Raw genomic sequence first — 22,047 nt, 5'->3', positions numbered from 1 at the left:
TCAAAGATGGAGTTAGGCAGGGAAGTAAAAATGTTGCTTTATTGACATTTTTGTCGCTCCCCTTCGTTGGCTGCAGAGCGCAAAAGGCTCCACCACGTCGCATCGGGTAATGCCGGGGATCATCGACGTTTCCGGACGACATTTTCCTTGAAACATTTCCGCGGGGATGGACATTGGACCCAAGGCGAAACGAAGCAGGCCAGATGACGCAGCTCGACGAATATGCGCTTGGCGACGGCACCAAGAAATCGAACCGGCAAGCCGAACTGCTGCGGCTGCTCGAGCGCAGCCATTATCTTTCGATCGAGGAAATCGCCGAACGCTTTGCCGTGACAACCCAGACTGCCCGTCGGGATATCATCGCGCTGGAAGCCACCGGCCAGGTGCGTCGCCTGCATGGTGGAGCCACGATCGCCACACCGGTGGACGCCGTTACCCGCCGCCAGCGGCGTATCGAAAACGCCTCCCTGAAGGCCCGGGTGGCTGCTCTCGTCGCCCAGGTCGTTCCAGACGGGGCGGCGATCTTCATGGACACCGGAACGACCTGCGAAGCGATCGCCTACGCGCTGCTGCAGCGGCGAGACCTTAGGATCGTCACCTATAGCCTGCGTGTGGCCACCATTTTCAGCGAGAATTCCAATTTCGCCTTGGCGATTCCCGGCGGCTTCGTGCGGCCGGTGGATGGTGGCGTCTTCCGCGAGGATAAGGCAGACTATATCCGCCGCTTCAAATTCGACTACGCCGTGATCTCGGTCAGCGGCATCGACCAGGCCGGCGACATCTGTGACGACGATTATGCCGAGGTCTCGGCCGTCACTGCCGCCTTGGCGCAAACCGAGCGCACCATCCTGGCCGTGGATAGCACAAAATTCGGCAAAAGGGCGCTGGTCAGGCTCGGCTCGCTCGAGGATGTCGACATCCTGGTCAGCGACGACATTCCCGCCGCTTTTCACGAGAGGGTGTACCGAAGCGGTGTCGAGACCCATGTCGCATCCGCTGCGGCACAGGATGCCGCCGTCGAGTCCTAGAGCATCGTAATGAGAAGATGGCGTCGGTCTTCGGCGTAACGATGCGAGAATGAAGACCTAGCTCACCGCATCACCAAGCAGACCAGCTCCCTGGATCTCGAGCACCTCGCCGAGGCGCTTGCTTTGGATTGGAGTGTCAATCTCCAGATTGACATCCTTCAACGAATAAGGGCGCGAAACGTTGCCCGCTTCGCGCCCAATCGATTTTCATCAGCCCCTTGAAGGAAAGAGCCTACTCCGCGCCAGCCGGTGCGTCGGGCTCGCGCTGCGGCGGTCCCTTCGGCTTGGCCTTCGGCTTCTTGGCCGAGGCCTGGCTGTTGTCCGCCACCACCGGTTCGGGCTTGGGCTTGGCCGGGCCTGCCGGATATTCGAAGCCCAATTCCTGCTTGCCCTCTTCGTTGGTGACGACCGTCACGCGCACGGCGCCGCCCGACTTCAGCCGGCCGAACAGCACCTCGTCGGCCAGCGGCGTCTTGATCGCCTGCTGGATCAGGCGAGCCATCGGCCGGGCGCCCATGAACTCGTCATAGCCATTGGCCACCAGCCAGGTGCGGGCATCGTTGGAGAGCTCCACCGCGACATGGCGATCGGCAAGCTGGACTTCGAGCTGCGCGATGAACTTGTCGACGACCTGGCTGACGATCTCCTGCGACAGATGGTCGAAGGCAATGGTCGCATCCAGGCGGTTGCGGAACTCCGGCGTGAACAGACGGTTGATCGCCTCAGTGTCGTCGCCCTCACGCTTGTTCTTGGTGAAGCCGAAGGCCGCCCTGGCCAGATCGGACGCACCGGCATTGGTCGTCATGATCAGGATCACGTTGCGGAAATCGACACTCTTGCCGTTGTGATCGGTAAGCTTGCCGTGATCCATCACCTGCAACAGGATGTTGAACAGGTCCGGATGGGCCTTCTCGATCTCGTCCAGCAGCAGCACGCAATGCGGGTTCTGGTCGATACCGTCGGTGAGCAGACCGCCCTGGTCGAAGCCGACATAGCCGGGAGGCGCACCGATCAGGCGCGACACCGTGTGGCGCTCCATATATTCGGACATGTCGAAGCGCAGCAGGTTGATGCCGAGCACCGAGGCGAGCTGGCGGGCGACTTCGGTCTTGCCGACGCCCGTCGGGCCCGAGAACAGGTAGTTGCCGATCGGCTTTTCCGGGTCGCGCAGTCCGGCACGGGCCAGCTTGATCGCCGCCGAAAGCTGCTTGATCGCCTTGTCCTGCCCGTAAACAACCCTTTTCAGGTTGGTCTCCAGGTTCCTCAGCGTCTCGGTATCGTCCTTCGACACGGTCTTGGGCGGGATGCGCGCCATGGTGGCGATGGTCGCCTCGATCTCCTTGACGCCGATCGTCTTCTTGCGCCGGCTTTCGGTCACCAGCATCTGCGAAGCACCGGTTTCATCGATGACGTCGATCGCCTTGTCTGGCAGCTTGCGATCATTGATGTATTTGGCCGAGAGCTCCACCGCCGCCTTGATGGCGTCGTTGGTGTAGCGCAGCTTGTGATACTCCTCGTAATAGGGCTTGAGGCCCTTGAGGATCTCGATGGTGTCGGGGATGGAAGGCTCGGCCACGTCGATCTTCTGGAATCGGCGTACCAGGGCCCGGTCCTTTTCGAAATATTGGCGGTATTCCTTGTAGGTGGTCGAGCCGATGCAGCGCAGCAGGCCGGCGGCCAGGGCGGGCTTGAGCAGGTTGGAGGCATCCATGGCACCGCCCGAGGTGGCGCCGGCGCCGATCACCGTGTGGATCTCGTCGATGAACAGGATCGCGCCCGGATAGGCCTCGATCTCCTTCACCACCTGCTTGAGGCGCTCCTCGAAATCGCCGCGATAGCGCGTGCCGGCAAGCAGCGTGCCCATGTCGAGTGCGAACACGGTGGCGCCCAGCAGCACCTCCGGCACGTCGCCTTCGATGATGCGGCGCGCGAGGCCCTCGGCGATCGCCGTCTTGCCGACGCCGGGATCACCGACGAAGAGCGGATTGTTCTTCTGCCGCCGGCAGAGCACCTGGATGGTGCGCGTGATTTCGCTGTCGCGCCCGATCAGCGGGTCGATCTTGCCGTCCCGGGCCTTCTTGTTGAGGTTGACGCAATAGGCATCGATGGCGTCCTGCTTCTTCTTGGACGCCTCCTCGCCATTGGCCGTCGTCTTGGGGCTGTCGCCATCGGCCTCGTCGACGCCGCGCGGCGCTTTGGCTTCCGACAGGCCGGCGCGCTTGGCGATGCCGTGCGAGATGTAGTTCACGGCGTCATAGCGCGTCATGTCCTGCTCCTGCAGGAAATAGGCGGCATGGCTCTCGCGTTCGGCGAAGATCGCCACCAGCACGTTGGCGCCGGTGACTTCCTCGCGGCCCGAAGACTGCACGTGAATGACGGCACGCTGGATGACACGCTGGAAACCCGCGGTCGGCTTGGCGTCGTCCCGGCCGTCCGAAACCAAGTTCTCCAGTTCGGTATCGATATATTCGACCAGGTTGCGCCTGAGGATGTCGAGATCGACATTGCAGGCCCGCATCACAGCGGCCGCGTCCTGATCCTCGATCAGGGAGAGCAACAGATGTTCGAGAGTCGCATATTCGTGATGGCGCTGATTGGCGGCGGCCAGAGCGCGATGGAGGGACTGTTCGAGGTGTCTTGAAAAGGATGGCACGATCAGTTCCTCACTTTTCTTCCATGACGCATTGCAGCGGATGCTGATGCTTACGGGCAAAATCCATGACTTGAGTCACCTTGGTCTCCGCGACCTCATAGGTGTAGATGCCGCACTCTCCCACGCCATTGTGGTGAACATGCAGCATGATGTGGGTGGCACCGTCGCGATCCTTGTTGAAGAAGCGCTCCAGCACCTCAATGACGAACTCCATCGGAGTATAATCGTCATTCAGCAACAGGACCCGGTAGAGTTTCGGGCGTTTGGTCGCCGGCCGCGTCTTGGTGATCACGGCCGCATTAGTACCCTCACCGCCACCTGGAGCTCGGGGCTCGCGGGCCATGCCGATCAAGGGAGACGGCCTGTGCGCGGCGCTCACTGCAATATCCAGAATCGTTGAATCTTCCATTTCGACAACTGCAATCGCCTGCAGCCTAACATGATCTCGACGAGGAGAAAGGCTTCCACGAACTGAATTTATGATCGCACCCGACTTTCCGCTAGTGCAACAACGCGCAATAATAGGATCCATGCTCTCAACGGCCGGTGAAGTGCCTCTTTTTCATTCATTCTCAACCAATCGGACAATCATGCGACCAAAATGCCGCGCCGGCTGGGCACTTAACCGATCCGTAACCGCGTCCGCCTAGGTTCGTTGACTGTGTCGTCCCTGCAGCGGCACGGTGAGACGGCCTCCTCCCCGCAAGGGGATGGGGTGAGCCCCGAACGAAGGGCGAAAGAGACCACCGGTCTCGCAGGGACATGTAATGGACGGTGCTGTCGCGCCGGTGAGTATTGGGGACTTTGCATGCTATCGCGTTGGATCGGGGGCGGACTGGCCCGGACCACCACAATGGTTGCAGCCGGTTTGGTAGTATTTACGACAACCCTGGCCTTCCATCCGGATGAAGCGGATGCGCGCCGCCGCGGCCATCATGCCGCTCCGGCGCAGAAGACTGTTAAGCATGTGCGCAGCAAGCGCGTACGCGCGGAATCGGCTGCTTCGGCCATCCCCGCCGACATGCGCAACAATCCGCGCTACGCCGCCATCGTGGTCGACGTGAAGACCGGCCGCACGCTCTATGAGGCCGCCCCCGAAGCACTGAGGCATCCGGCCTCCATCACCAAAGTGATGACGCTCTATCTCCTGTTCGAACAATTGCAGGCCGGCCGGCTTTCGATGGCAACCGAACTTCCGGTTTCCGCCCACGCCGCCTCCCAGTCCCCGACCAAGCTCGGCCTGCGCCCGGGCCAGACCATTCGCGTCGACGATGCCATCAAGGGCATGGTGACGCGCTCGGCCAACGACGCCGCCGTGGTGGTGGCAGAAGCCCTCGCCGGCTCGGAAAGCAATTTCGCCGCCTATATGACCCGCAAGGCTCGCGCTCTCGGCATGGCGCGCAGCACCTTCGTGAACGCTTCCGGCCTGCCCGACAACCGGCAGATCACCAGCGCCCACGACCTCGCCATCCTCGGCATGGCCATCCAGAAGCGCTTCCCGCAATATTACCGCCTGTTCTCGACCCGCAGCTTCGTCTATCGCGGGCGGCCGATCCCGGGCCATAATCGCCTGCTCGGTTCGGTGGAAGGCGTCGACGGCATTAAGACGGGCTACACCAATGCCAGCGGCTTCAACCTCCTGACTTCCGTCAAGCGCAATGACCGGCAATTGGTCGCCGTGGTGATGGGCGGCCGCAGCGCTGCTTCGCGCGATGTCGTGATGCGGCGCCTGATCGATGCCTATCTGCCGGTCGCCTATGCAGGCAACGCCGTCGACCGCTCCGCCACACAGGTCGCCAGGGCAGAGCTCCCAAACGATGCCATGCCCGTGGCCGCGCCTCCGCGTCCGCCGGTTGTCCGCCCGGCCGTGGTCGCTGAAGCTCCGAAGGCCCGCCAGGCTGCCCCCGTGGCAGCACCGATGCCGCCAGAAATCGTCGGGGAAGCCTCTACTCCTGCTCCCCAGGGCCGCCCCCAGCCGGCTCCCGCCAGGCCGGTGATGGCCTTTGCCGCACCCAGCACCCCGAGCATGCGCTGGGTGCAGGGCCTCCAGCCGGTCACGACCGCGCCGGCCACGCCTCCCGTGCGGGCTGGTCAGAGCAGCGAAGCCAGCCCTGACACCACCGCGACGGTGCAGAATGTGCGCACCGTCGCCATCACCCGCGATTCGGTCGCCCTGGCTGCACCGCAGCGTAGCGGCTGGATCATCCAGATCGGCGCGACCGACAACGAAGGAGCGGCCCGGCAATTGCTGTCCAGCGCCAAGCTGGCCGGGAGCAAGGCGCTCTCTTCCGCCCGTCCCTTTACCGAGACGGTCAACCGCAATGGCTCGACCTTGTACCGGGCTCGCTTCGCCGGCTTCAGCGATCAGAACCAGGCCCAGTCGGCCTGCAGCACCCTCAAGGCTGCCTCTTTCGCCTGTGTCGCCGTGAAGCTCTGATCCTTTCGGCAAAGACCAGGCTTTGATCTCTTTCAGGCGCGGCCTCCCTCGGTAGGCCGCGCCTTTGCTTTGCGGGAATTGCGCTTTCACACACACAACGCGAGGAAAGCAACACGGCGATAAACAAAGCGTGTTGCGATTTCATGGCGTCACAAGAAGGCGCAAAGACGCGTCAAAACACAGGATTGGAACAGACAGGCGTTCAGTCACGAACACTTTGCTTTCAAACAAAAGGGTGTTTTCGCTGGAACGCGCTTTGCTCCTGGAAAACGCTATAGCCTTAATCGTTGCGTAACCATGTTCTGCGACGCTCAAGCATCGTCGGAACCGCCCAGTTCGGTGGAGTTAGCGTCCATGGCCTTCAAGAAGCATATCCCTGGCCCGGTTGACACGAGCAGCCATCTGCGTCGTGCCCCCCTTGTCGGGATGGATTTTCTTCATGAGCACCCGGTGCGCTCGACGAATTTCCTGGGCGCTCGCCCCCGGCTGCACCCCAAGGATCTGGTAAGCTTCCTGCTGGGTCATCGCGTCGGACGCCGGCGCTCCGAAGCCCCTCGCGTACGCGTCATCCTTGAAGTGTTCACGCCATCCGGCAAGCCGGCGGTCCAGATAAGCTTCAAGGATTGAACGGCCGACGAAATCCGTGGCAATCTCCGCGCGCAGTTCCATCAGTTCCCCCGGCTGCATGGCCGAAAGGCGCCGGCCTGAAAAGCGCCCGCGAATGACCTGCCCATCCACCGGCTGTCTATTGCCATCCAGCATGATCACCAGATCCGCAGTGCGTACCGAACTCGGCCTCGCCGTCGATCCGGGAATGACACCTTCCGGCAATTGCGGCAGCCAGCCGCGCATGCCCGCGGCCAACAGCAGCAAGGGCAGCCCCATGCCCCAAACGCCGCGCGTCAGCAGATAAAGGCCGAAGGCAAAGGCGAGGAAACTTCCGCCGCGCCGCAACAAGCTGTCCAGAACCGGGCTCTTCGACAACATGCCCGGCTTGAGGAACGGCCACAGGCAGAACAGCACCACGCATGCGAAAATAAGCTGGCCCACTTCTATCCGATCTGCGAAACAGCGATGAATCCGAATCTTGCCAGTTGAGCGTTCCGGGAGCAAAGCGCGTTTAAACGCAAACGTGGCTTTGCTCAAACTCTTTGGTTCCAGCCAATCCAACTGATTGGCTAAAAGCGTCTTTGCGTTTCTCGGCGTAACCGCCAAATCGCAAGACGCTTTGGAGCCCTGGTCAAGCAAATGCGAAATGATGGATCTGCGGAGTAAGGGATGGCACGCCAAACTCTGGTCGTTCGAACCGTGGCGGAATTGCGCCTGGCCGTGAAGCGTTTTCGCGAAGCGGCTGAGACGGTCGCCCTGGTGCCGACCATGGGCGCCCTGCATGACGGCCATATCACCCTGGTGCGGCAGGCTCGCCAGCGGGCCAGCCGGGTGGTGACCACGATCTTCGTCAATCCCGCCCAGTTCGCACCGAGCGAGGATCTCGCCAAATATCCTCGCACGGAGGCGGCGGATCTCGCCCGGCTCAGGGATGTCGGCTGCGACCTCCTGTTCGCCCCCGATGTCAGCCAGGTCTATCCACAGGGCTTCGCCACCACTGTCTCGGTCGCCGGGCCGGCACAGGCCGGCCTGGAAGACCACTTCCGCCCCGGCCATTTTGCCGGCGTGGCGACGGTCGTGGCCAAGCTGTTCTGTCAAAGCGGCGCCGACATCGCCATGTTCGGCGAAAAGGACTATCAACAGCTTTGCGTCGTCACCCAGATGGCTGCCGATCTCGATCTGCCGACCACGGTGGTCGGCGTGCCGACCGTGCGCGAAGCCGACGGATTGGCGATGTCGTCGCGCAACCGCTATCTCGCGCCGGAACAGCGCGCTAAGGCTCCCCTCCTGCATCGCACCCTCAGGCAGGTTGCCGACGCTCTCATCAAGGGCGCCGATCTCGAGACAGCCTTGGTATCCGGGCGCAGCGCCATCACGGCCGGCGGCTTCGAACTCGACTATCTGGAGGCGCGGCAGGCAGTGAGTCTTGCCCCGGTCACCGGACTCGCTCAGGGACCCGTGCGATTGCTGGTGGCAGCCCGGCTGGGAGCGACCCGCCTCATCGACAATATCGGCGTCGAAGCCACCCGACATTAACCAAATCTGCCCCGCCAAAGGTGACAAAACCGTGGCAATCGTGCCACGCATCCCCTCGTTGCCGACCGTCGGTGGAAAACGGGAAATCATGGTTAATCGAGCGTTAACATGAATATTTTCAATAGGTTATGACATCCCGTCCTTCGCGTTGATCTTGTTTTTTCTGCGGCAAGAGCGTTGTGCGGCCCCAGGCCTTGTGCGAAGTTGACGTCGGGAACGGGTAATTGGCCCTGCTCTCTGGGTAAACATCCGGTGGCGGGCAAAACAGGTCTGAAGATTGTGATGCGCTTCGGGATCAGGATCAGGTCGAATTTGAGCCGGATGGCGCCCAAAGCCGCCTTCGCAGCCATAGCGCTCGCAACGGCAGCGCTGCCGCAGTCGCAGGCTGCCGCCGCCGGCCATAGTGCCATGCCGATCTATGCTCCCGTGGGCGATGTCACCACGCCGCCGTCTGGTTATCTGCAGTTCTGCAAGGACAATCCGGGCGATTGCAAGTCGGGCTCGCAGGAAGCACGCGACATCGTGCTCTCGCGCCAGGCCTGGAAGGATCTGATCGCCTTGAACGACCAGGTCAACAAGTCGGTAAAGCCGGTTACCGATCTCGACAACTACGGCAAGGTCGAATGGTGGGCCTACCCCACCAATGGCAAGGGCGACTGCGAGGACTACGTCCTGCTCAAGCGCAAATTGCTGATCGATGCCGGCTGGCCACGCTCGGCCCTGCTGATCACCGTGGTGCGTGACAAGAAGAACGAAGGCCATGCCGTGCTGATGGTGAAGACCGACCGCGGCGAATTCGTTCTCGACAACCAGGAAACCAAGATCCTGTCCTGGCGCGCCACTGGCTATCGCTACGTCAAGCGCCAGTCGCAGTCCGACCAGAATGCCTGGGTCTCGCTCGGCGACACGCAGACCACGTCGATCGTGTCGGCAAAGGGCAATTGACGAATTCGGAATGTCGATCCGGAGATCGACACTCCAGCTAGCATCCCAAAACCGCAATTGCTTTGACGCCTTAATCGACCCTCTTCAGTCCCTTGGCGAAGCGCTTGGCGTTGGCGACATAATGCGCCGATGACTGCTTGAGCCTGGCGACGGTTTCCTTGTCGAGGGGACGGAGCACCCGCGCCGGCGAGCCGACGATCAGCGAATGATCCGGAAACTCCTTGCCCTCGGTGATCAGCGCGTTGGCGCCCACCAGGCAGCCCTCTCCGATACGCGCACCGTTCAGGATGGTGGCCCCCATGCCGATCAGGCTGCCGGCCCCGATGGTACAGCCATGCAGGATGGCGGAATGGCCGACCGTGCAATCCTCGCCGATGGTGAGGGGAAAGCCGGGATCGGAATGCAGCACGGCACCGTCCTGGACATTGGAGCGTGCACCGATGGTCATCGGCTCATTGTCGCCGCGCAAGACTGCGCCGAACCAGATATTGGCATCCTCTCCCAAAATGACCCGGCCGACGACCTGCGCGTCGGGAGCGAGCCAATAGCGACCGTCCGCCGGCACGGCTGGTGCAATATCGTCGAGCGCATAGAGGGGCATGGCAGGGCTCCAACTCAGATTTAGGAACGAGTGCACGCCTGTGGCCAAGCGAACGCCAAGGGATCGCGGGCACCCTCGCCTGCCCTTGGACACGCGGCCGCTGCGGCGTGGGAAGATGCAGGCGAGGACGCCTGCAATCCCCAAAATGCCAAATCCACCGGCCGATCAGTCCTCGAGATCGATATCGAGGATCGCCATGTGGAAATCGTAGGAAGTCTCGCCGTCTTCCTTGTCCTCGGAGACCAGGCCGACCGACTCCTCGCCGATATAGACTTCCGCGCTGTCGGTCTTGCGGGCGCGAGGCACGACGCGAATGGTGGCATTGCCGAAGGTGCGTCGAAGATAGGCTTCGACACGCTGCATATCTTTCTTGTCCACTAGACTTCCTCGGTTGGATGCGCCAGGCGGCATTGCCGCCCGCCATCAGGGGGCTTTGCCATGCCAACACGCGCTTCGCAAGAGAATGCGGGCCGAGGGCCTGTGTATGCCGGGGAAAGCAGCGTTTCATCCATTATGGTAAAGGGTCGAATGCAGAGCCGTGAGTGCTCTGGCGGCCATTCCGGATGGTCGGGCCAATCAAGGGTTCCGTGGCTACCTTTGCAGCACTTCGATCAAGTGCGATAGTCGCCCTATGAATAGAAAGATCACCGCCTCATGCCTCTGTGGATCAGTCGGCATTTCATGTGGAATGCCGGCCGGCCCAGCCGCCTATTGTCATTGCGAGGATTGCAGGAAGTGCACGGGGAGCGCCTTCAACGTCAGCGTGCCCTTCCAGGCCGAAACGTTTCGGGTGACGTCAGGCGAGATCGGATCGTTCGCCAAAACTGCAGATAGCGGCAACGGATTGACGCGGCATTTCTGCCGGAACTGCGGCTCTCCACTCTACACATCGTCCCTTAGGCATCCCGATGTGGTGTATGTGAAGGCTGGCATTCTGGATGATCCATCGAACGTTCAGCCTGCCTACCAAAGCTGGTGCCAGTCGAAGGTAGGCTGGGCAACCATACTGCCCGACCTTCGGAGCTATGAAAAGGATAGGCGATGAAAGCACGGCCGTCGTAGGTGCAACACCTTTTCCACATAACCCCTGGCAACCTCGCAATTGCACACTTCAGCCCCTGCGGGCCATCGTGTCGCGCTATGATTGTATCGACCTTCGTGGCGTGCAGAAGATGGCCATCGCTTGAGGGCATATAGCTCCAAGCCCAGCAGGAGGAGCCAGCGAGTTGAATGCGCGTCACTTAGCTGTTCATTGGCCGATGGATGTCATCGACTTCCTGTCGCGCAACATTCCCTTTTCCCTCGAAGGAACGCGGGGCTGTGAAGATATGTCCATGACGGCCTATCAGATCGGTTGCGAAGCGCTGGTGGCGCTTGGTCAGGCCGATGAAGCCGGTTATGGCGCTGTTCCGCGCAAAAATCCTCGGTTACCTGACATTTTGCCCCGTTGGGACGACGTATGTGTTGCAGTCCTCAAACTGGCTAAGCAGCAGAATTTGCTCATATATCGCCTTCCGGATGGAAGCATACCCGCTCCTCCAAATCGGGGCGGATTGATCGATTATAGCGTAGCTGACGCACCACCTCTTCCTGCGCCGAACATCCGCTCAGCCTGGGGGCTTGGTCCTGCTCATGCCGCGCCGGATGTGCAGTCGGTCCTGCAGTCATTGGGCCTGATCACAGATGGCAGTTGGACCAAGGAAGCCGAAACCATTCTTTGGCGCCATCTGCCCCGGGAATGGGAGATCGATGTTCCGTCCGACGCTCGTTTTGCCGACGCCGTTGTCCGGGCCATCGATACGGTGCCGGAGGACATTCGCACTGAAATGGATCGGATCGTAACAATCACCGAGGCAGATGTAATAGCGTCAGTGGCCAGTAGTGTCGCATTCTACGAAGCACAGCGCGTCATTTTTGGGAAGAATGCCCAAAGAAGCTCTCCTGCCACGGCCGACCAGGAACGAAAAAGCTTAGAATTCGCACGTCGAGGCAATCTCGATTGGCTCTTTTTTTGCCGCTGGCGTCTCAGCGACGGCTGGCTCACGCACGCGGACGCAAGAAAGGCCCTAAAAATATTTCACGATCCGCTCGCGATTGCCATGAGAGGTGCTGTCATTGGGCGGCTTTATCCGGACCTACGTTTCTTGACGGCAATTCCGTAGCCCGCGGGAGAGCGCCAGCAACAGATTGTGAGTGGACTCCGTTCCTTACACAGTTCCTGAATTTTGCAGGCGAGTTTCGCTACCAAAACCTAGAGCGCGACGTCGTACCGGACGATGGCATCCGGTACAGGATGGCATGTTCGCTGCCCGAAGTCGCCGGAATAGCTGCCAAGCGGGGAAAAACGATGGATGAAATATCGACGACGGCCGAAGTGGACAGCCTGTGTGAACCTGGAATCTGGCTTCGCCGCACGCCGTCGGCGAATACTTCGAACCGACTCGGCGGGTTGCCTGACTTACCCTCCGATTTGGAATGGCCCAGAAATGGTGAAGGCTTGCCGCTTCATTTTCTGGCTCAACTAAACTTGTCGGAGCTCCCCTCGACCCCGTTGAAACCAGGAGGCCCGACGCTCCCCTCCACCGGCATGTTGTACTTCTTTGCCTTCTTGGATGAGGAACTGATCTGGTCGGATGACCCACGGTCAACGCGCGTTCTCTATAGCGCCACGCCCGCATTCGCCCCCTGCGCACTGCCAGCCGATATTCCTGATATCGGGACAATATATCCGCCCGATGGAACGACCCATTTCCCGGCCGCTCCGCTATCGGCTTTCGTGATCGACACCTTTCGCGGGCAAAGTGCCTTCTCGTCGGCACGCGAGGCCTTTACTGAGGTGGAGGAGCGAGTGATCGCATCTGTGGAACGGGCCACCGGAGCGCCGATCCCTATCGTGGATGAAGACGCCATCTATCAGCCTGTTGCGATCGAAGATTGGCGCAACGGGAAGAAAGAACTCTCAATGCGGCAGCATGTCGTGCTTGGTGCTCCATGCGATATTCAAGGCACGGCGGGACAGGCAACCGAAGACGGGTTGATTTGCCTGCTGCAAATAGACACGGACTGGGGCCTGCATAGGGATTTCCAGTTCTGCGACATGGGGATGGCCCAATTCTGGATTTCTCCCCAGGACCTGCGGGACGGCCGTTTTGACCGAGCCTGGGCGACAACCGAAGGAGGTTGAGGCCCGTCCTCGGCTAATTCCCGGCTTTGCACAAGGCCTTCGAAATCGGCGAAATCACTAACCAACCTGGTTGAGGGGCCGCTACGCTAAGCGGATGCAAAACCGTCGTTTCAATCGCAATTGAAGCAACAGACTTATTTCAGCCATAACGCCGTGGCTCTCGTTGCGATCAGACTGCAAGTGCTCTCGCCCCAGACGTTCAACTGGCAAGATGCAGTTCCCTGGAGCAAAACGCGTTCAGTTGTGAACGCTTATTTTCTCTAACCCTTTGGTTCGACGCGTTTTTGCGATTCGAGGTGATTCCGTCTGATCGCAAAAACGCTCCAGCGAGGGAAGATCGATGAGCCTAGCAAACGAAGCCGACAACTCATCTGATGGCAGTCACGCCAGGAACACCTCGAAAGGTGGCGGCATCGGCGGCCTGATCAAGATCATCCTACAGGCCCTGATCATAGCGCTTGCCGTCAGAACCGTACTGATTCAGCCTTTCAACATTCCCTCTGGTTCGATGATCCCCACCATATATGTGGGCGAATATGTCCTGGTGTCGAAATTCAGCTATGGCTGGTCACGCTATTCGGTGCCATTCATTTCCAGCTTTCTTCCGTCCGGCCGACTTTGGGCGGATGATGGGCCGAAACAGGGCGACGTTGCCGTGTTCAAGCTACCTTCCGATAATGCGACCGACTTCATCAAGCGCGTGATCGGCTGGCCCGGCGACAAGATCCAGATGCGCAAGGGGCGTCTTTTCATCAATGGTGCAATGGTGCCGCGTGAACGTATTGCCGATTTCCCATGGAAGGATGACTTCGGACGAACTAAGGGCGTACCGCAATATATCGAGACACTGCCAAATGGAGTGAAGCACACCGTCATCGAAATTGAAGGTGACAATGGGCAGTTGGATAATACTGCTGAATTCGTGGTTCCGCCCGGTCACTATTTCATGATGGGCGACGACCGTGACAATTCTGACGATTCTCGCGCGGATGTCGGCTATGTGCCAATCGACAATTTTGTTGGCCGAGCGCAAATCATCTTCTTCTCCATAGGCGACGATCCGAACGATACCCGCGGTTCGGCTTGGAAATTTTGGGAGTGGCCAACGGCGATCCGAGGCAACCGCCTTTTCAATATTGTTCGTTAACCCTTTTATCGAATTCGCGATATTATAAGCCCATTGAAATTACCACATTTTCAATGGCACTAAATTCAACGTTTGTATCCGGCTTTCATGACGGAAACCTGGAGCCCGACGTCGTGCCAGTAGATGTCGTCCGGCAGCGAGCCGTGCAGGATCGAGTCCATGCTGCACCCGATATACTCCACCGCCGCCGCGAGAGCGTCGAGCATCCCTTTGGCTCGGTCAAACAGTGGATGAACCCGGGCGCCTTCCTGATGCGATGGCTGGACAATGTGCGCGCCGCGTTCTCCCTGACCAGGCTTGCCTACAATATCAGCCGGGCCATCACACTCGTCGGCGTTCCCGGCCTGATCGCCGCCGTCAGAGGCTGAGGTCGAGCTCGCGCTCGGATACTCTCACTGCGCCCTGCAGAGGGCATATCATGCCCATCGGATCAATTCCGAACGCTGCCAGTTGCCAAATCTCGGCAAAGCCTCGAAATTCGACGTGCCACTCGAACTCATCGTCCTCTCAACAGTTTTTCACACGGTCTGCCGGACATTTGCGAAAAGAACTAGGAGGTCCAATGGCCAAAAAGACCTTCAAAACTAAAATCGTAAGAGACGGCTCCGCCTGTTTCATCCCTCTGGATTTCGACCCGAAGCCAGTTTTTGGCAAGGTCCGCGCACCGGTCAAAGTCACGCTGAACGGCTATACATATCGCAGTACCATCGCGTCTATGGGAGGGCAAATCTGTATTCCGCTGCGCAAGAGCAACCGGGAGGCGGCGGGCCTCGAAGGTGGTGAAACGTTGGACGTGGAGCTTGAACTCGACGTGGGTGAGCGGACCATCGAGATTCCACCTGATCTTGAAAAGGCGCTTAGACCTTCCGGCCGAAAGGCTTGGGATGCGTTGAGCTACACACGCCGGAGAGAATATGCGGAAGCCGTGACCGGCGCAAAAAAAGCGGACACCCGAGCGCGGCGCGTCGAGCAGATCAGCCACGAGCTAAATTCGTCGCCGACCTCATGATTTTTCCGACAGCTTACGCACTCAATGAAATTACTGAGTTTTCATTGTCGCAAAAGACCATCGTAAAATTCGACTTTTGCATCCGGCTTTCGTAACGGAAACCTAGAGCCCGACGTCGTGCCAGAAGATGTCGTCCGGCAGCGGGCCGTGCAGGATCTGATCCATGCTGCGCGATGGCTCGGCGCAGCCCGCCTCCCCGACCACACGAGCGGGCACGCCAGCCACCGTGGTGTTGCGCGGCACCGCCTTGAGCACGACGGAGCCCGCCGCCACACGGGCGCATTGGCCGATCTCGATATTGCCGAGGATCTTGGCGCCGGCCCCGATCATCACGCCGCGGGCGATCTTGGGATGACGGTCGCCGGTTTCCTTGCCGGTGCCGCCCAGTGTCACGTCCTGCAGGATGGAGACGTCGTCGCCGATCACCGCCGTCTCGCCGACCACCAGGCCGGTGGCATGGTCGAGGAAGACGCCGCGCCCGATCGGCACGTTCGGGTTGATGTCGCACTGGAACACGGCCGAGGAACGGCTCTGCAGATAGAGCGCGAAATCCCTGCGCCCCGCCTTCCAGAGCCAATGCGCCAGGCGATGAGTCTGCAGGGCATGGAAGCCCTTGAAGTAGAGGATCGGTTCGATATAGCGATTGGCCGCCGGGTCGCGATCGATCACCGCCGCGATGTCGGCGCGGATAGCCGAGGCGATGCTCGGGTCGGCCTCGAGCGCCTTGCCGAAGGCCTGCGCGATCAGGGTCGCCGGCATGTCCGAATGATCCAGGCGCGAAGCGATGCGCTGCACCACGGCGCTTTCCAGCGAATTGAGCTGCAGGATATTGGCGAAGATGAAGCTGGAAAGCTGCGGCTCGGCATGGGTTACGGCTTCGGCTTCCGCCCTGATCCGGCTCCATACCGGGTCGACGACCTCAAGCCCATGGGAAACCAGGCGCTTCGACTGATTCATCTGCCTATCCGCTGAATGGAAGGTACCTCTTTCCTTTTTAGCGCAGCGATGCCGCCAGTGCCAATGTTCATTTAGACGCCCTGCTCTGCGAGGAATGCCAAAACGCCCTGCTTGTAGACCTTGTCGCCGACGGCCGGGTTGTGATCGCGATTGGGAATGTCGAGCACGGCTGCGTTTGGCATCATCGCCGCCAGTTCCTGTGCGGAGCCCGCAATCGGATCACGCGTGCCGACGGCGATCAGGGTCGGCTGCAGGATCCTTGCGACCTCGGCCGGATTGAGCTGGACCCGGGATCCGCGGATGCAGGCCGCCAGGGCCCGTCGGTCCGCGCCGCTCTTGTCGGCAAAGGCGCGGAACATCCGCCCGATCGGATCCGGCACGTCGTCGAGCGAGGGCGCTTCCATGGCCGCCGCGATGGTGGGTGGCAGGGCTTCGCCGTGCACCAGCCGCACGCCCAGGCCGCCGAATACAACCGCATCCACGCGCTGGGGTTGCTCGAGCGCCAGGAAGGCCGTGATGCGGGCGCCCATGGAATAGCCCATCACGGTCGCCGAACCGATACGCAGATGGTCGAGCAGCGCGACGGCATCCCCGGCCATCACGGCGGGGTGGTAGGCGGCGGGATCATAGAGCTTGGAGGACTCGCCATGCCCGCGATTGTCGAAGGCGATCACCCGCCGGCCCTGCCTAGTGAGCAGGTCGACCCAGCCGGTGCCGACCCAGTTCACCTGATGATTCGAGCCGAAGCCGTGAATGAGGAGGATGGGATCGCCCTCCCCCTCGTCGATATAGGCGATTTCGACGCCATCATGATCAAAACGCTGCATCGGCGCGGTTTTCCTTTGCTCTCGATCTCTTTAGCCCCTATCGCATCCCGTGCGGCGCCGCTATGGTCCGCGCGAGAGAAAATTACCGACCCCAAGTCCACATCCAGGTCGACATCGGGCACTCCAAATCGCGGACTGAAGATCAATGGCAGGCCATTCCATTCCCCATTTCCACAATGACCTCGGCTTGAAGGTCATTCGCGTCGGCTCGAAGGAATTCATGTGCCAGGGCGCGAGCGCTCCCTTCGATCACCCTCACATCTTCATCGACCTCGGGTCGGACGACGAGGCGGTGTGCTCCTACTGCTCCACGCTCTACAAATATGATCCCAAGCTGGCGGAAGGTACCTCGGACCCAGCATCCTGCACGGTGACCGCGAACGCCGCCTGAACCCGGCATGGATATCGCGATCGCCGGCGCCGGCATCGGCGGGCTGACGGCTGCCCTGGCCCTGACCCGGCGCGGCTTTGCGGTTGAAATCTATGAGCGCGCCGACAAGCTGGAGGCGGCTGGGGCCGGCATCCAACTCACACCCAATGCACTCAACGTCCTGTTCGGCCTCGGTCTCGGCCCGGCGCTCGAGGCGCATATGGCGGTGATAGAGGCGGTGCGCATCCGCAAAGGCGCGACCGGCGGCCTGATCCAGCAAATTCCGCTCGATCAATGCCGCCAACGCTGGGGTGCCCCCTATGGCGTCATCCATCGCGCCGACCTGCAGGCCGTGCTGGTTGAGGCGGTGCGCCAGCACGCCATTCCGCTGAAGCTGGGACAAGAGATCCATGCGGCCCGACAGGACGGGCGGCGGGCGATCCTGTCCTTCACCGGTGGCTACACCGATGTTTCCGCTCGTATACTGATTGGCTCGGACGGGCTGTGGTCGAAGCTGCGGCCCCTGCTCGGCCTCGAGCCGCCCCGTTTCGCTGGACGGCGAGCCTGGCGGGCGGTGATCCCGAGTGAGGACGCCCCCAGCTTGTTTCAAGGCCTGGTGACCGGGCTCTGGCTCGGCGACAACGCGCATTTCGTGCATTACCCCGTGCGTTCGGGGCAGGCGCTCAATCTCGTAGCGGTGACGCACGACGAAGACGCCGGCCCCGGCTGGTCGACGCCGCAACCCGTGCAGGCACTGCTGCCCCATTATGCCGGCTGGGATGGGCGCTTGCGCGCCTTGCTCGCCATGGTGCCGCAATGGCGGACCTGGCCGCTGTTCGAAGGCCGCGCCGACAGCCGGATCGCCACTGGCAATATCGCCCTGATCGGTGATGCCGCCCACCCCATGCTGCCCTTCATCGCCCAGGGCGGCGCGGCGGCCATCGAGGATGCGGCCGAACTGGCCGCCCGGTTGGACGGCGCCGTCGACGGGGATGTTCCCGCCCGCCTGCAGGACTGGTCGAGACAGCGTCTGCCTCGTGTCACCCGGATCCAAACCGAGGCGCGCAGCAATGGCGAGCGCTACCACTGGCGCTGGCCCCTCGCCGCCGCCCGCGACCTCGGGCTGTCGGCCCTCGGCGGCCAGCGCCTGCTGGAGCGCTATGACTGGCTCTATGGCTGGAAGCCGACAGAATAGGCTTGAGCCGACATGATTCCGGCCCTAAGCAAGGCCGGTGCTGCGGACGTGGCGAAATGGTAGACGCAGCAGACTTAAAATCTGCTTCGGGAAACCGGGTGCGGGTTCGAGTCCCGCCGTCCGCACCAGACATGATTGGTGAACTGGTGGCATCATTGCGGCTTTGCCATAGTGCCCCGTCCTGCGAATAGCCTAGTGGGTGCCATCCACAAGCGTATGTCGATCATCATCGCCCCGGAAAACTATGAACACTGGATAGCCCACATTGAGCTGGCCCCTTTGACCTCATGATCCCTCTTCCGTTCGAAAAGACAGACAGGTGGCCTATCTCGGAGAAGATCAGTAGTTCTTGCTACAATCGGCCAGATATGGCGGCCCCGATTGTGGCATCCCGCAAGACTTGCCGGCAAGAGAGGTGCCAGCCAGGGAAATGGCGACCTGTATTCGAATGGGTAACCAATCATATATGGCATTCATCACGTGCCACTACGCGCATGTCCCGGACACATGGAAGTGCATGCAGGCGAACGTACCGGATGCCACCAAATACGCTGACGCCCGTCCTCATACATGTCGGCCGACGAGAAGGTGAAGCTGCGGAAACAAGGCTATAAGGGCCGTTTCTAAGAGTAGGCGATTTGTTCGTGGGACACGCCATGGCGACGCCCATCCACCCCGAAAGTGAGAAGCACTTAGCAATGCCGAAGATTCAATATTGCTGGCGCTGCAAGTGCGACATTCCGATGCTGGACGAGAGCGAGTGGTCTCTAGTGCTGCCAAGGCTACACGATGGCATTAGGGAGATTCAGCGATACCGGATGGAACACAATGCTTCGCTCCACGAAGCGAAAGACCGCTGCTATGGCCAGGGAGCACTTGATCGATATTTCGAGATGACCGGATATAGGGAAACGAACGTGAACTCCCTTTGGCATCATAGGGCAAGCGCATATGGTCCCGCGTGTCGTAGTTGCGGTAAACCGCTTCGCACACCGGAGGCATCCTTCTGTGCCGAATGTGGTGAGCCCCAGGCGTGCCTCTAAGCGCCTTCGTCCTCCCAAGGCCTCCCCGCCTCAAGCCGAAGGATCGCCACATGCTTGAAGGCCAGCGAGAAAACACGGTGTTTCGATAACGATGGATCGGCCATTGTGCCTCAGATCACCCGCGCCCCATCATGTTCGAGGGGCAAGCCATGTCAACTCAACTGCGGTTTCACAAAACCAGCAGCGGGCTAATGGGCGTATCCTTGGTGAAAGGGAAACGCCTATTGTCTCTCGTCAAGGGCGCCCTGTGTCCAATTCGAAGAGCGAATCCATAGTAGCCCCCAAAGCGTCTATCGATTCTCGTTGTTCGTGGATGACCCCCAGGTGTTCTTTTCCGTGAGCAGGGGGCGCTCCCAGCGTTTACTTACCTAAGCCGTACGCACTGGCCCGCATTGGAAACATTGACGGAGCCACCTGAGTAAGCTGCGAGGCCCACGAGGTAGACGGTCGTGTTGGCCGTGGCGGTCGTAAAGTCGAACGTCCAGGCTGTGAGGGCCTTCGAGACACCTTCTCTCCATGTTCCCCCCTCGGAGATGCCTCCGAGAGCTGGCGTCAGGGGAACTTTGGCGGACGTGGTGTTGAGACCGGCTTGAATGACCGAGATCGAAGCCCCGCCCGTCGGGCTGAGGAAGATATTCGATGAACACGCCCACATCCCCGGAGGCAGGGACACCGAGGCTACATTCGTTGCCGTGGTGCTCGCCATTCCGGTGACGGCCCCCGCCAGGCTATAGATCTCACCGGGAGCAGCCCGCACCAAGCTGTCAGTTCGAGTGGCGTTATCAACCCATTTGAAGGCGTTGGCTGGAGGTAGTGGCTGATAGCTCCAAGCCTTGACGAACTGGTTGTTCATCACGCGGATGCCGACAGCTTCGAATTCCTTCCATATTTGCGCATTGGTCGCTGTCAAATTGGCGTATTCGAATTTGTTGTTATCGATTGTCACATTGTGGGCTGAACCGCCGAAAGAGCCGGCATTAGCCAGACGTACATAAGAAGAAACCGTCATAGTCCGGGCATTGTTGGAAATGTGGGCGTCTCGCAGGACACCTGTCTCCACCCGGCCAAACAGGAACCAATCTTTACCGACACCAGACCACGAGCCTGCGGGATGGGCCAGAATCCACGAGCCGCCGATGATCCGGAGCGCCCCGGCCTGCTCAGCCTGCACGAAACCCTCATGGGCCTGGCAGGCCATGTTCTCGATATTCCAGTGCAACGGCGAATAATTGTGATCTGTGGACTTGATCCGCACGCAGGCACGGCCTTCCCCGGAACCTGAGTTCCTTAAGGCGATGTCCTCCATGCCTGCCCTTGCGGGATTTCCATAGTCAGCGGCATTCTCGAAGTGCCAGCCATCGGCAAACCCCTGCATCTGAGAGTTCTCGATGTGGACGACGAAAACCGAGTTGCCCATCAATCGGAAGCCATCGCCAACAACCCCGCCTGCGGGCAAACCCGAGGATGCAAACAAGTGGTCGATGTCCCAGCCACCCGCGCTCCACACTTCAACGGCCTGATTGAAGTTGTCGATGCGAACGTTGTCGATCTTCCCGCCGATAGAGCCGGGAACCCATTTGCCATAGAGGCCAATTGCGGTGTTGCCCGGCGTGGTCTGGCGGAGTTCCAAGTCATTCAAAAAAATGGGATTTTGCGTCCTGCCGGCATCGGGGGAGTTGATGCAGACCTCAATACCGTTAACGCCGCCGTCATACTGGAGAACCGTCTGCTTGTCGCCGGCACCGGCAATCGTCAGCGTTTGGGAGCAGACCTTGAGCGTCCTGTTGAAGCGAGCGGCTCCGGCCCCAAGGGTGAAGGTTACCTTGCCATTGGCGTTGGCATTGATAAGGGACTGAAAGATCGCCCAGTCCAGATAGTCGCCTAGCGAGGTAGCAGCGGGAAGGACGGCCTGCCACTGGCTGAGAGTCCAGCCCGAGGTTGGGCGCCCGTTCAAGGAAGTAACCGAACTCAACGTCCGAGCGATACCATCGCCCTTATAGCCGAATCCACGGAGGGTGGTTTCGTCAATCTCCGTAACGTTGCGAAGAGTGGTCGGGAGGTTCCATGCGCCCTTTTCGTCCAAACACCCAAAGGGTACCCCCTTGTCCGTAGCGTTGGGGCTATCGAGGTCCCACAAATAGAGACATCGGGAGGAGCCCGACTTGTCGATGGATAGTGTTGGCGTACCCTTGGCCTGGGCTTGGGCGAATGCAGGCCCTGCGCACACGAGAGCGAGCAGAGCCGCTATGAAACGGGTCATGATGATTAGTCCTGTATTTCAGCGATTGTATCGCGTGCGACGCCCAGGGACACCCCGTGGACGACCAGTTCCCACCAACGCTCCCCATCCCGAACTTTCTAGAGCATCGGACATTTAATCGTACGCATATCCAGCGGCGTTAAGATAGTTCCAGCATTCTTTTGGGCTGAAGAGATCGCAGATATCGCCGATTGCGTTCCAGAGTTGTTCGAAAGTTCGAGCGGCAGCCGCCCTCAGATGGGCTTT

The 22,047-nt window shown here is 60.4% G+C and carries 20 protein-coding genes, 1 tRNA gene and 1 pseudogene; 13 read left to right on the top strand and 9 right to left on the bottom strand.

Annotated features, from left to right (window positions below):
* Positions 1-203: 203 nt before the first annotated feature.
* Positions 204-1,028: a DeoR/GlpR family DNA-binding transcription regulator gene (locus AB4037_RS29455; protein ID WP_441773919.1), complete on the top strand. Its 825-nt coding sequence runs from the start codon at positions 204-206 to the stop codon at positions 1,026-1,028.
* 232 nt (positions 1,029-1,260) lie between these two features.
* Here AB4037_RS29455 and clpA read toward each other — a convergent pair whose 3' ends face one another.
* Together clpA and clpS are read right to left on the bottom strand one after the other, a co-directional pair.
* On the bottom strand, positions 1,261-3,681 hold the full coding sequence (clpA, locus tag AB4037_RS29450) for an ATP-dependent Clp protease ATP-binding subunit ClpA (RefSeq protein WP_434956790.1): 2,421 nt from the start codon (positions 3,679-3,681) through the stop codon (positions 1,261-1,263).
* Between the two features lie 10 nt (positions 3,682-3,691).
* Entirely contained in the window at positions 3,692-4,024 is a 333-nt protein-coding gene (gene clpS, locus AB4037_RS29445) for an ATP-dependent Clp protease adapter ClpS (RefSeq protein WP_082980075.1), read from the bottom strand.
* Positions 4,025-4,489: 465 nt separating this feature from the next.
* Here clpS and AB4037_RS29440 point away from each other — a divergent pair, with 465 nt between their 5' ends.
* Positions 4,490-6,118: an SPOR domain-containing protein gene (locus tag AB4037_RS29440; protein ID WP_434956791.1), complete on the top strand. Its 1,629-nt coding sequence runs from the start codon at positions 4,490-4,492 to the stop codon at positions 6,116-6,118.
* A gap of 345 nt (positions 6,119-6,463) precedes the next feature.
* Here the strand turns inward: AB4037_RS29440 and AB4037_RS29435 are convergent, their stop codons facing one another.
* On the bottom strand, positions 6,464-7,264 hold the full coding sequence (locus AB4037_RS29435; protein WP_441773918.1) for a DnaJ domain-containing protein: 801 nt from the start codon (positions 7,262-7,264) through the stop codon (positions 6,464-6,466).
* A 132-nt stretch (positions 7,265-7,396) separates the two neighbouring features.
* Between AB4037_RS29435 and panC the strand changes: the two genes are divergently transcribed.
* A complete protein-coding gene (panC, locus tag AB4037_RS29430; protein WP_441773917.1) occupies positions 7,397-8,263 on the top strand; it encodes a pantoate--beta-alanine ligase in 867 nt (288 codons plus the stop codon).
* Between the two features lie 321 nt (positions 8,264-8,584).
* Complete coding sequence (locus AB4037_RS29425; RefSeq protein ID WP_434956794.1) at positions 8,585-9,208, top strand: transglutaminase-like cysteine peptidase; 624 nt, start codon at positions 8,585-8,587, stop codon at positions 9,206-9,208.
* Positions 9,209-9,278: 70 nt separating this feature from the next.
* Here AB4037_RS29425 and AB4037_RS29420 read toward each other — a convergent pair whose 3' ends face one another.
* Both AB4037_RS29420 and AB4037_RS29415 read right to left on the bottom strand, forming a co-directional pair.
* Complete coding sequence (locus AB4037_RS29420) at positions 9,279-9,809, bottom strand: gamma carbonic anhydrase family protein (protein ID WP_441773916.1); 531 nt, start codon at positions 9,807-9,809, stop codon at positions 9,279-9,281.
* A 165-nt stretch (positions 9,810-9,974) separates the two neighbouring features.
* Positions 9,975-10,187 (bottom strand): DUF3126 family protein, encoded by a 213-nt coding sequence (locus AB4037_RS29415; RefSeq protein ID WP_434956796.1) that lies wholly within the window; start codon positions 10,185-10,187, stop codon positions 9,975-9,977.
* A gap of 253 nt (positions 10,188-10,440) precedes the next feature.
* Between AB4037_RS29415 and AB4037_RS29410 the strand changes: the two genes are divergently transcribed.
* The 6 genes from AB4037_RS29410 (at position 10,441) to AB4037_RS29385 (ending at position 15,149) form a co-directional block, all read left to right on the top strand.
* A complete protein-coding gene (locus tag AB4037_RS29410; protein WP_441773915.1) occupies positions 10,441-10,854 on the top strand; it encodes a GFA family protein in 414 nt (137 codons plus the stop codon).
* Positions 10,855-11,035: 181 nt separating this feature from the next.
* A complete protein-coding gene (locus AB4037_RS29405; RefSeq protein ID WP_441773914.1) occupies positions 11,036-11,971 on the top strand; it encodes a hypothetical protein in 936 nt (311 codons plus the stop codon).
* Between the two features lie 185 nt (positions 11,972-12,156).
* Positions 12,157-12,993 (top strand): DUF1963 domain-containing protein, encoded by an 837-nt coding sequence (locus AB4037_RS29400; protein ID WP_441773913.1) that lies wholly within the window; start codon positions 12,157-12,159, stop codon positions 12,991-12,993.
* Positions 12,994-13,333: 340 nt separating this feature from the next.
* Entirely contained in the window at positions 13,334-14,140 is an 807-nt protein-coding gene (lepB, locus tag AB4037_RS29395) for a signal peptidase I (RefSeq protein WP_441773912.1), read from the top strand.
* A gap of 113 nt (positions 14,141-14,253) precedes the next feature.
* Positions 14,254-14,508 carry a hypothetical protein gene (locus tag AB4037_RS29390; protein WP_441773911.1) on the top strand — a complete coding sequence of 85 codons (255 nt, stop codon included), beginning with the start codon at positions 14,254-14,256 and terminating at the stop codon, positions 14,506-14,508.
* A gap of 194 nt (positions 14,509-14,702) precedes the next feature.
* The gene (locus AB4037_RS29385; protein ID WP_441773910.1) at positions 14,703-15,149 is read left to right on the top strand and encodes a YdeI/OmpD-associated family protein; all 447 of its coding nucleotides are present in this window, start codon (positions 14,703-14,705) and stop codon (positions 15,147-15,149) included.
* Between the two features lie 102 nt (positions 15,150-15,251).
* Here the strand turns inward: AB4037_RS29385 and cysE are convergent, their stop codons facing one another.
* Together cysE and AB4037_RS29375 are read right to left on the bottom strand one after the other, a co-directional pair.
* Positions 15,252-16,106, bottom strand: coding sequence for a serine O-acetyltransferase (gene cysE / locus AB4037_RS29380; protein WP_434956799.1), 855 nt, complete (start codon positions 16,104-16,106; stop codon positions 15,252-15,254).
* Between the two features lie 71 nt (positions 16,107-16,177).
* Positions 16,178-16,933 carry an alpha/beta fold hydrolase gene (locus tag AB4037_RS29375; protein WP_441773909.1) on the bottom strand — a complete coding sequence of 252 codons (756 nt, stop codon included), beginning with the start codon at positions 16,931-16,933 and terminating at the stop codon, positions 16,178-16,180.
* Positions 16,934-17,078: 145 nt separating this feature from the next.
* Here AB4037_RS29375 and AB4037_RS29370 point away from each other — a divergent pair, with 145 nt between their 5' ends.
* The 3 genes from AB4037_RS29370 to AB4037_RS29360 all read left to right on the top strand — a co-directional run bounded on the left by AB4037_RS29370 (position 17,079) and on the right by AB4037_RS29360 (position 18,626).
* Positions 17,079-17,324, top strand: coding sequence for a zinc-finger domain-containing protein (locus AB4037_RS29370; RefSeq protein WP_434956801.1), 246 nt, complete (start codon positions 17,079-17,081; stop codon positions 17,322-17,324).
* Positions 17,325-17,331: 7 nt separating this feature from the next.
* A complete protein-coding gene (locus tag AB4037_RS29365) occupies positions 17,332-18,498 on the top strand; it encodes an FAD-dependent monooxygenase (protein WP_441773908.1) in 1,167 nt (388 codons plus the stop codon).
* A gap of 42 nt (positions 18,499-18,540) precedes the next feature.
* Positions 18,541-18,626: transfer RNA gene (locus AB4037_RS29360), tRNA-Leu, on the top strand.
* 1,279 nt (positions 18,627-19,905) lie between these two features.
* On the opposite strand, the gene AB4037_RS29355 is transcribed toward AB4037_RS29360, so the two are convergent.
* Positions 19,906-21,801 carry a hypothetical protein gene (locus tag AB4037_RS29355; RefSeq protein ID WP_434956803.1) on the bottom strand — a complete coding sequence of 632 codons (1,896 nt, stop codon included), beginning with the start codon at positions 21,799-21,801 and terminating at the stop codon, positions 19,906-19,908.
* A gap of 114 nt (positions 21,802-21,915) precedes the next feature.
* Positions 21,916-22,047: pseudogene (locus AB4037_RS29350) on the bottom strand (IS630 family transposase); the annotation flags it as partial.

The sequence above is a fragment of the Labrys sp. KB_33_2 genome (assembly GCF_052114505.1).
Taxonomy (GTDB): Bacteria; Pseudomonadota; Alphaproteobacteria; order Rhizobiales; family Labraceae; genus Labrys.
Note: the sequence above shows the minus strand (reverse complement) of the source record. Positions and strands in the feature narration are given on the sequence as shown.

What these genes read in the sequence shown, in the direction of transcription:
- AB4037_RS29355 (WP_434956803.1), bottom strand. Translation starts at nt 21,801, where the DNA reads ATGACCCGTTTCATAGCGGCTCTGCTCGCTCTCGTGTGCGCAGGGCCT.
- cysE (WP_434956799.1), bottom strand. Translation starts at nt 16,106, where the DNA reads ATGAATCAGTCGAAGCGCCTGGTTTCCCATGGGCTTGAGGTCGTCGAC.
- AB4037_RS29425 (WP_434956794.1), top strand. Translation starts at nt 8,585, where the DNA reads ATGGCGCCCAAAGCCGCCTTCGCAGCCATAGCGCTCGCAACGGCAGCG.
- AB4037_RS29375 (WP_441773909.1), bottom strand. Translation starts at nt 16,933, where the DNA reads ATGCAGCGTTTTGATCATGATGGCGTCGAAATCGCCTATATCGACGAG.
- AB4037_RS29440 (WP_434956791.1), top strand. Translation starts at nt 4,490, where the DNA reads ATGCTATCGCGTTGGATCGGGGGCGGACTGGCCCGGACCACCACAATG.
- clpS (WP_082980075.1), bottom strand. Translation starts at nt 4,024, where the DNA reads ATGGCCCGCGAGCCCCGAGCTCCAGGTGGCGGTGAGGGTACTAATGCG.
- AB4037_RS29455 (WP_441773919.1), top strand. Translation starts at nt 204, where the DNA reads ATGACGCAGCTCGACGAATATGCGCTTGGCGACGGCACCAAGAAATCG.
- AB4037_RS29400 (WP_441773913.1), top strand. Translation starts at nt 12,157, where the DNA reads ATGGATGAAATATCGACGACGGCCGAAGTGGACAGCCTGTGTGAACCT.
- AB4037_RS29365 (WP_441773908.1), top strand. Translation starts at nt 17,332, where the DNA reads ATGGATATCGCGATCGCCGGCGCCGGCATCGGCGGGCTGACGGCTGCC.
- AB4037_RS29410 (WP_441773915.1), top strand. Translation starts at nt 10,441, where the DNA reads ATGAATAGAAAGATCACCGCCTCATGCCTCTGTGGATCAGTCGGCATT.
- AB4037_RS29420 (WP_441773916.1), bottom strand. Translation starts at nt 9,809, where the DNA reads ATGCCCCTCTATGCGCTCGACGATATTGCACCAGCCGTGCCGGCGGAC.
- AB4037_RS29385 (WP_441773910.1), top strand. Translation starts at nt 14,703, where the DNA reads ATGGCCAAAAAGACCTTCAAAACTAAAATCGTAAGAGACGGCTCCGCC.
- panC (WP_441773917.1), top strand. Translation starts at nt 7,397, where the DNA reads ATGGCACGCCAAACTCTGGTCGTTCGAACCGTGGCGGAATTGCGCCTG.
- AB4037_RS29370 (WP_434956801.1), top strand. Translation starts at nt 17,079, where the DNA reads ATGGCAGGCCATTCCATTCCCCATTTCCACAATGACCTCGGCTTGAAG.
- lepB (WP_441773912.1), top strand. Translation starts at nt 13,334, where the DNA reads ATGAGCCTAGCAAACGAAGCCGACAACTCATCTGATGGCAGTCACGCC.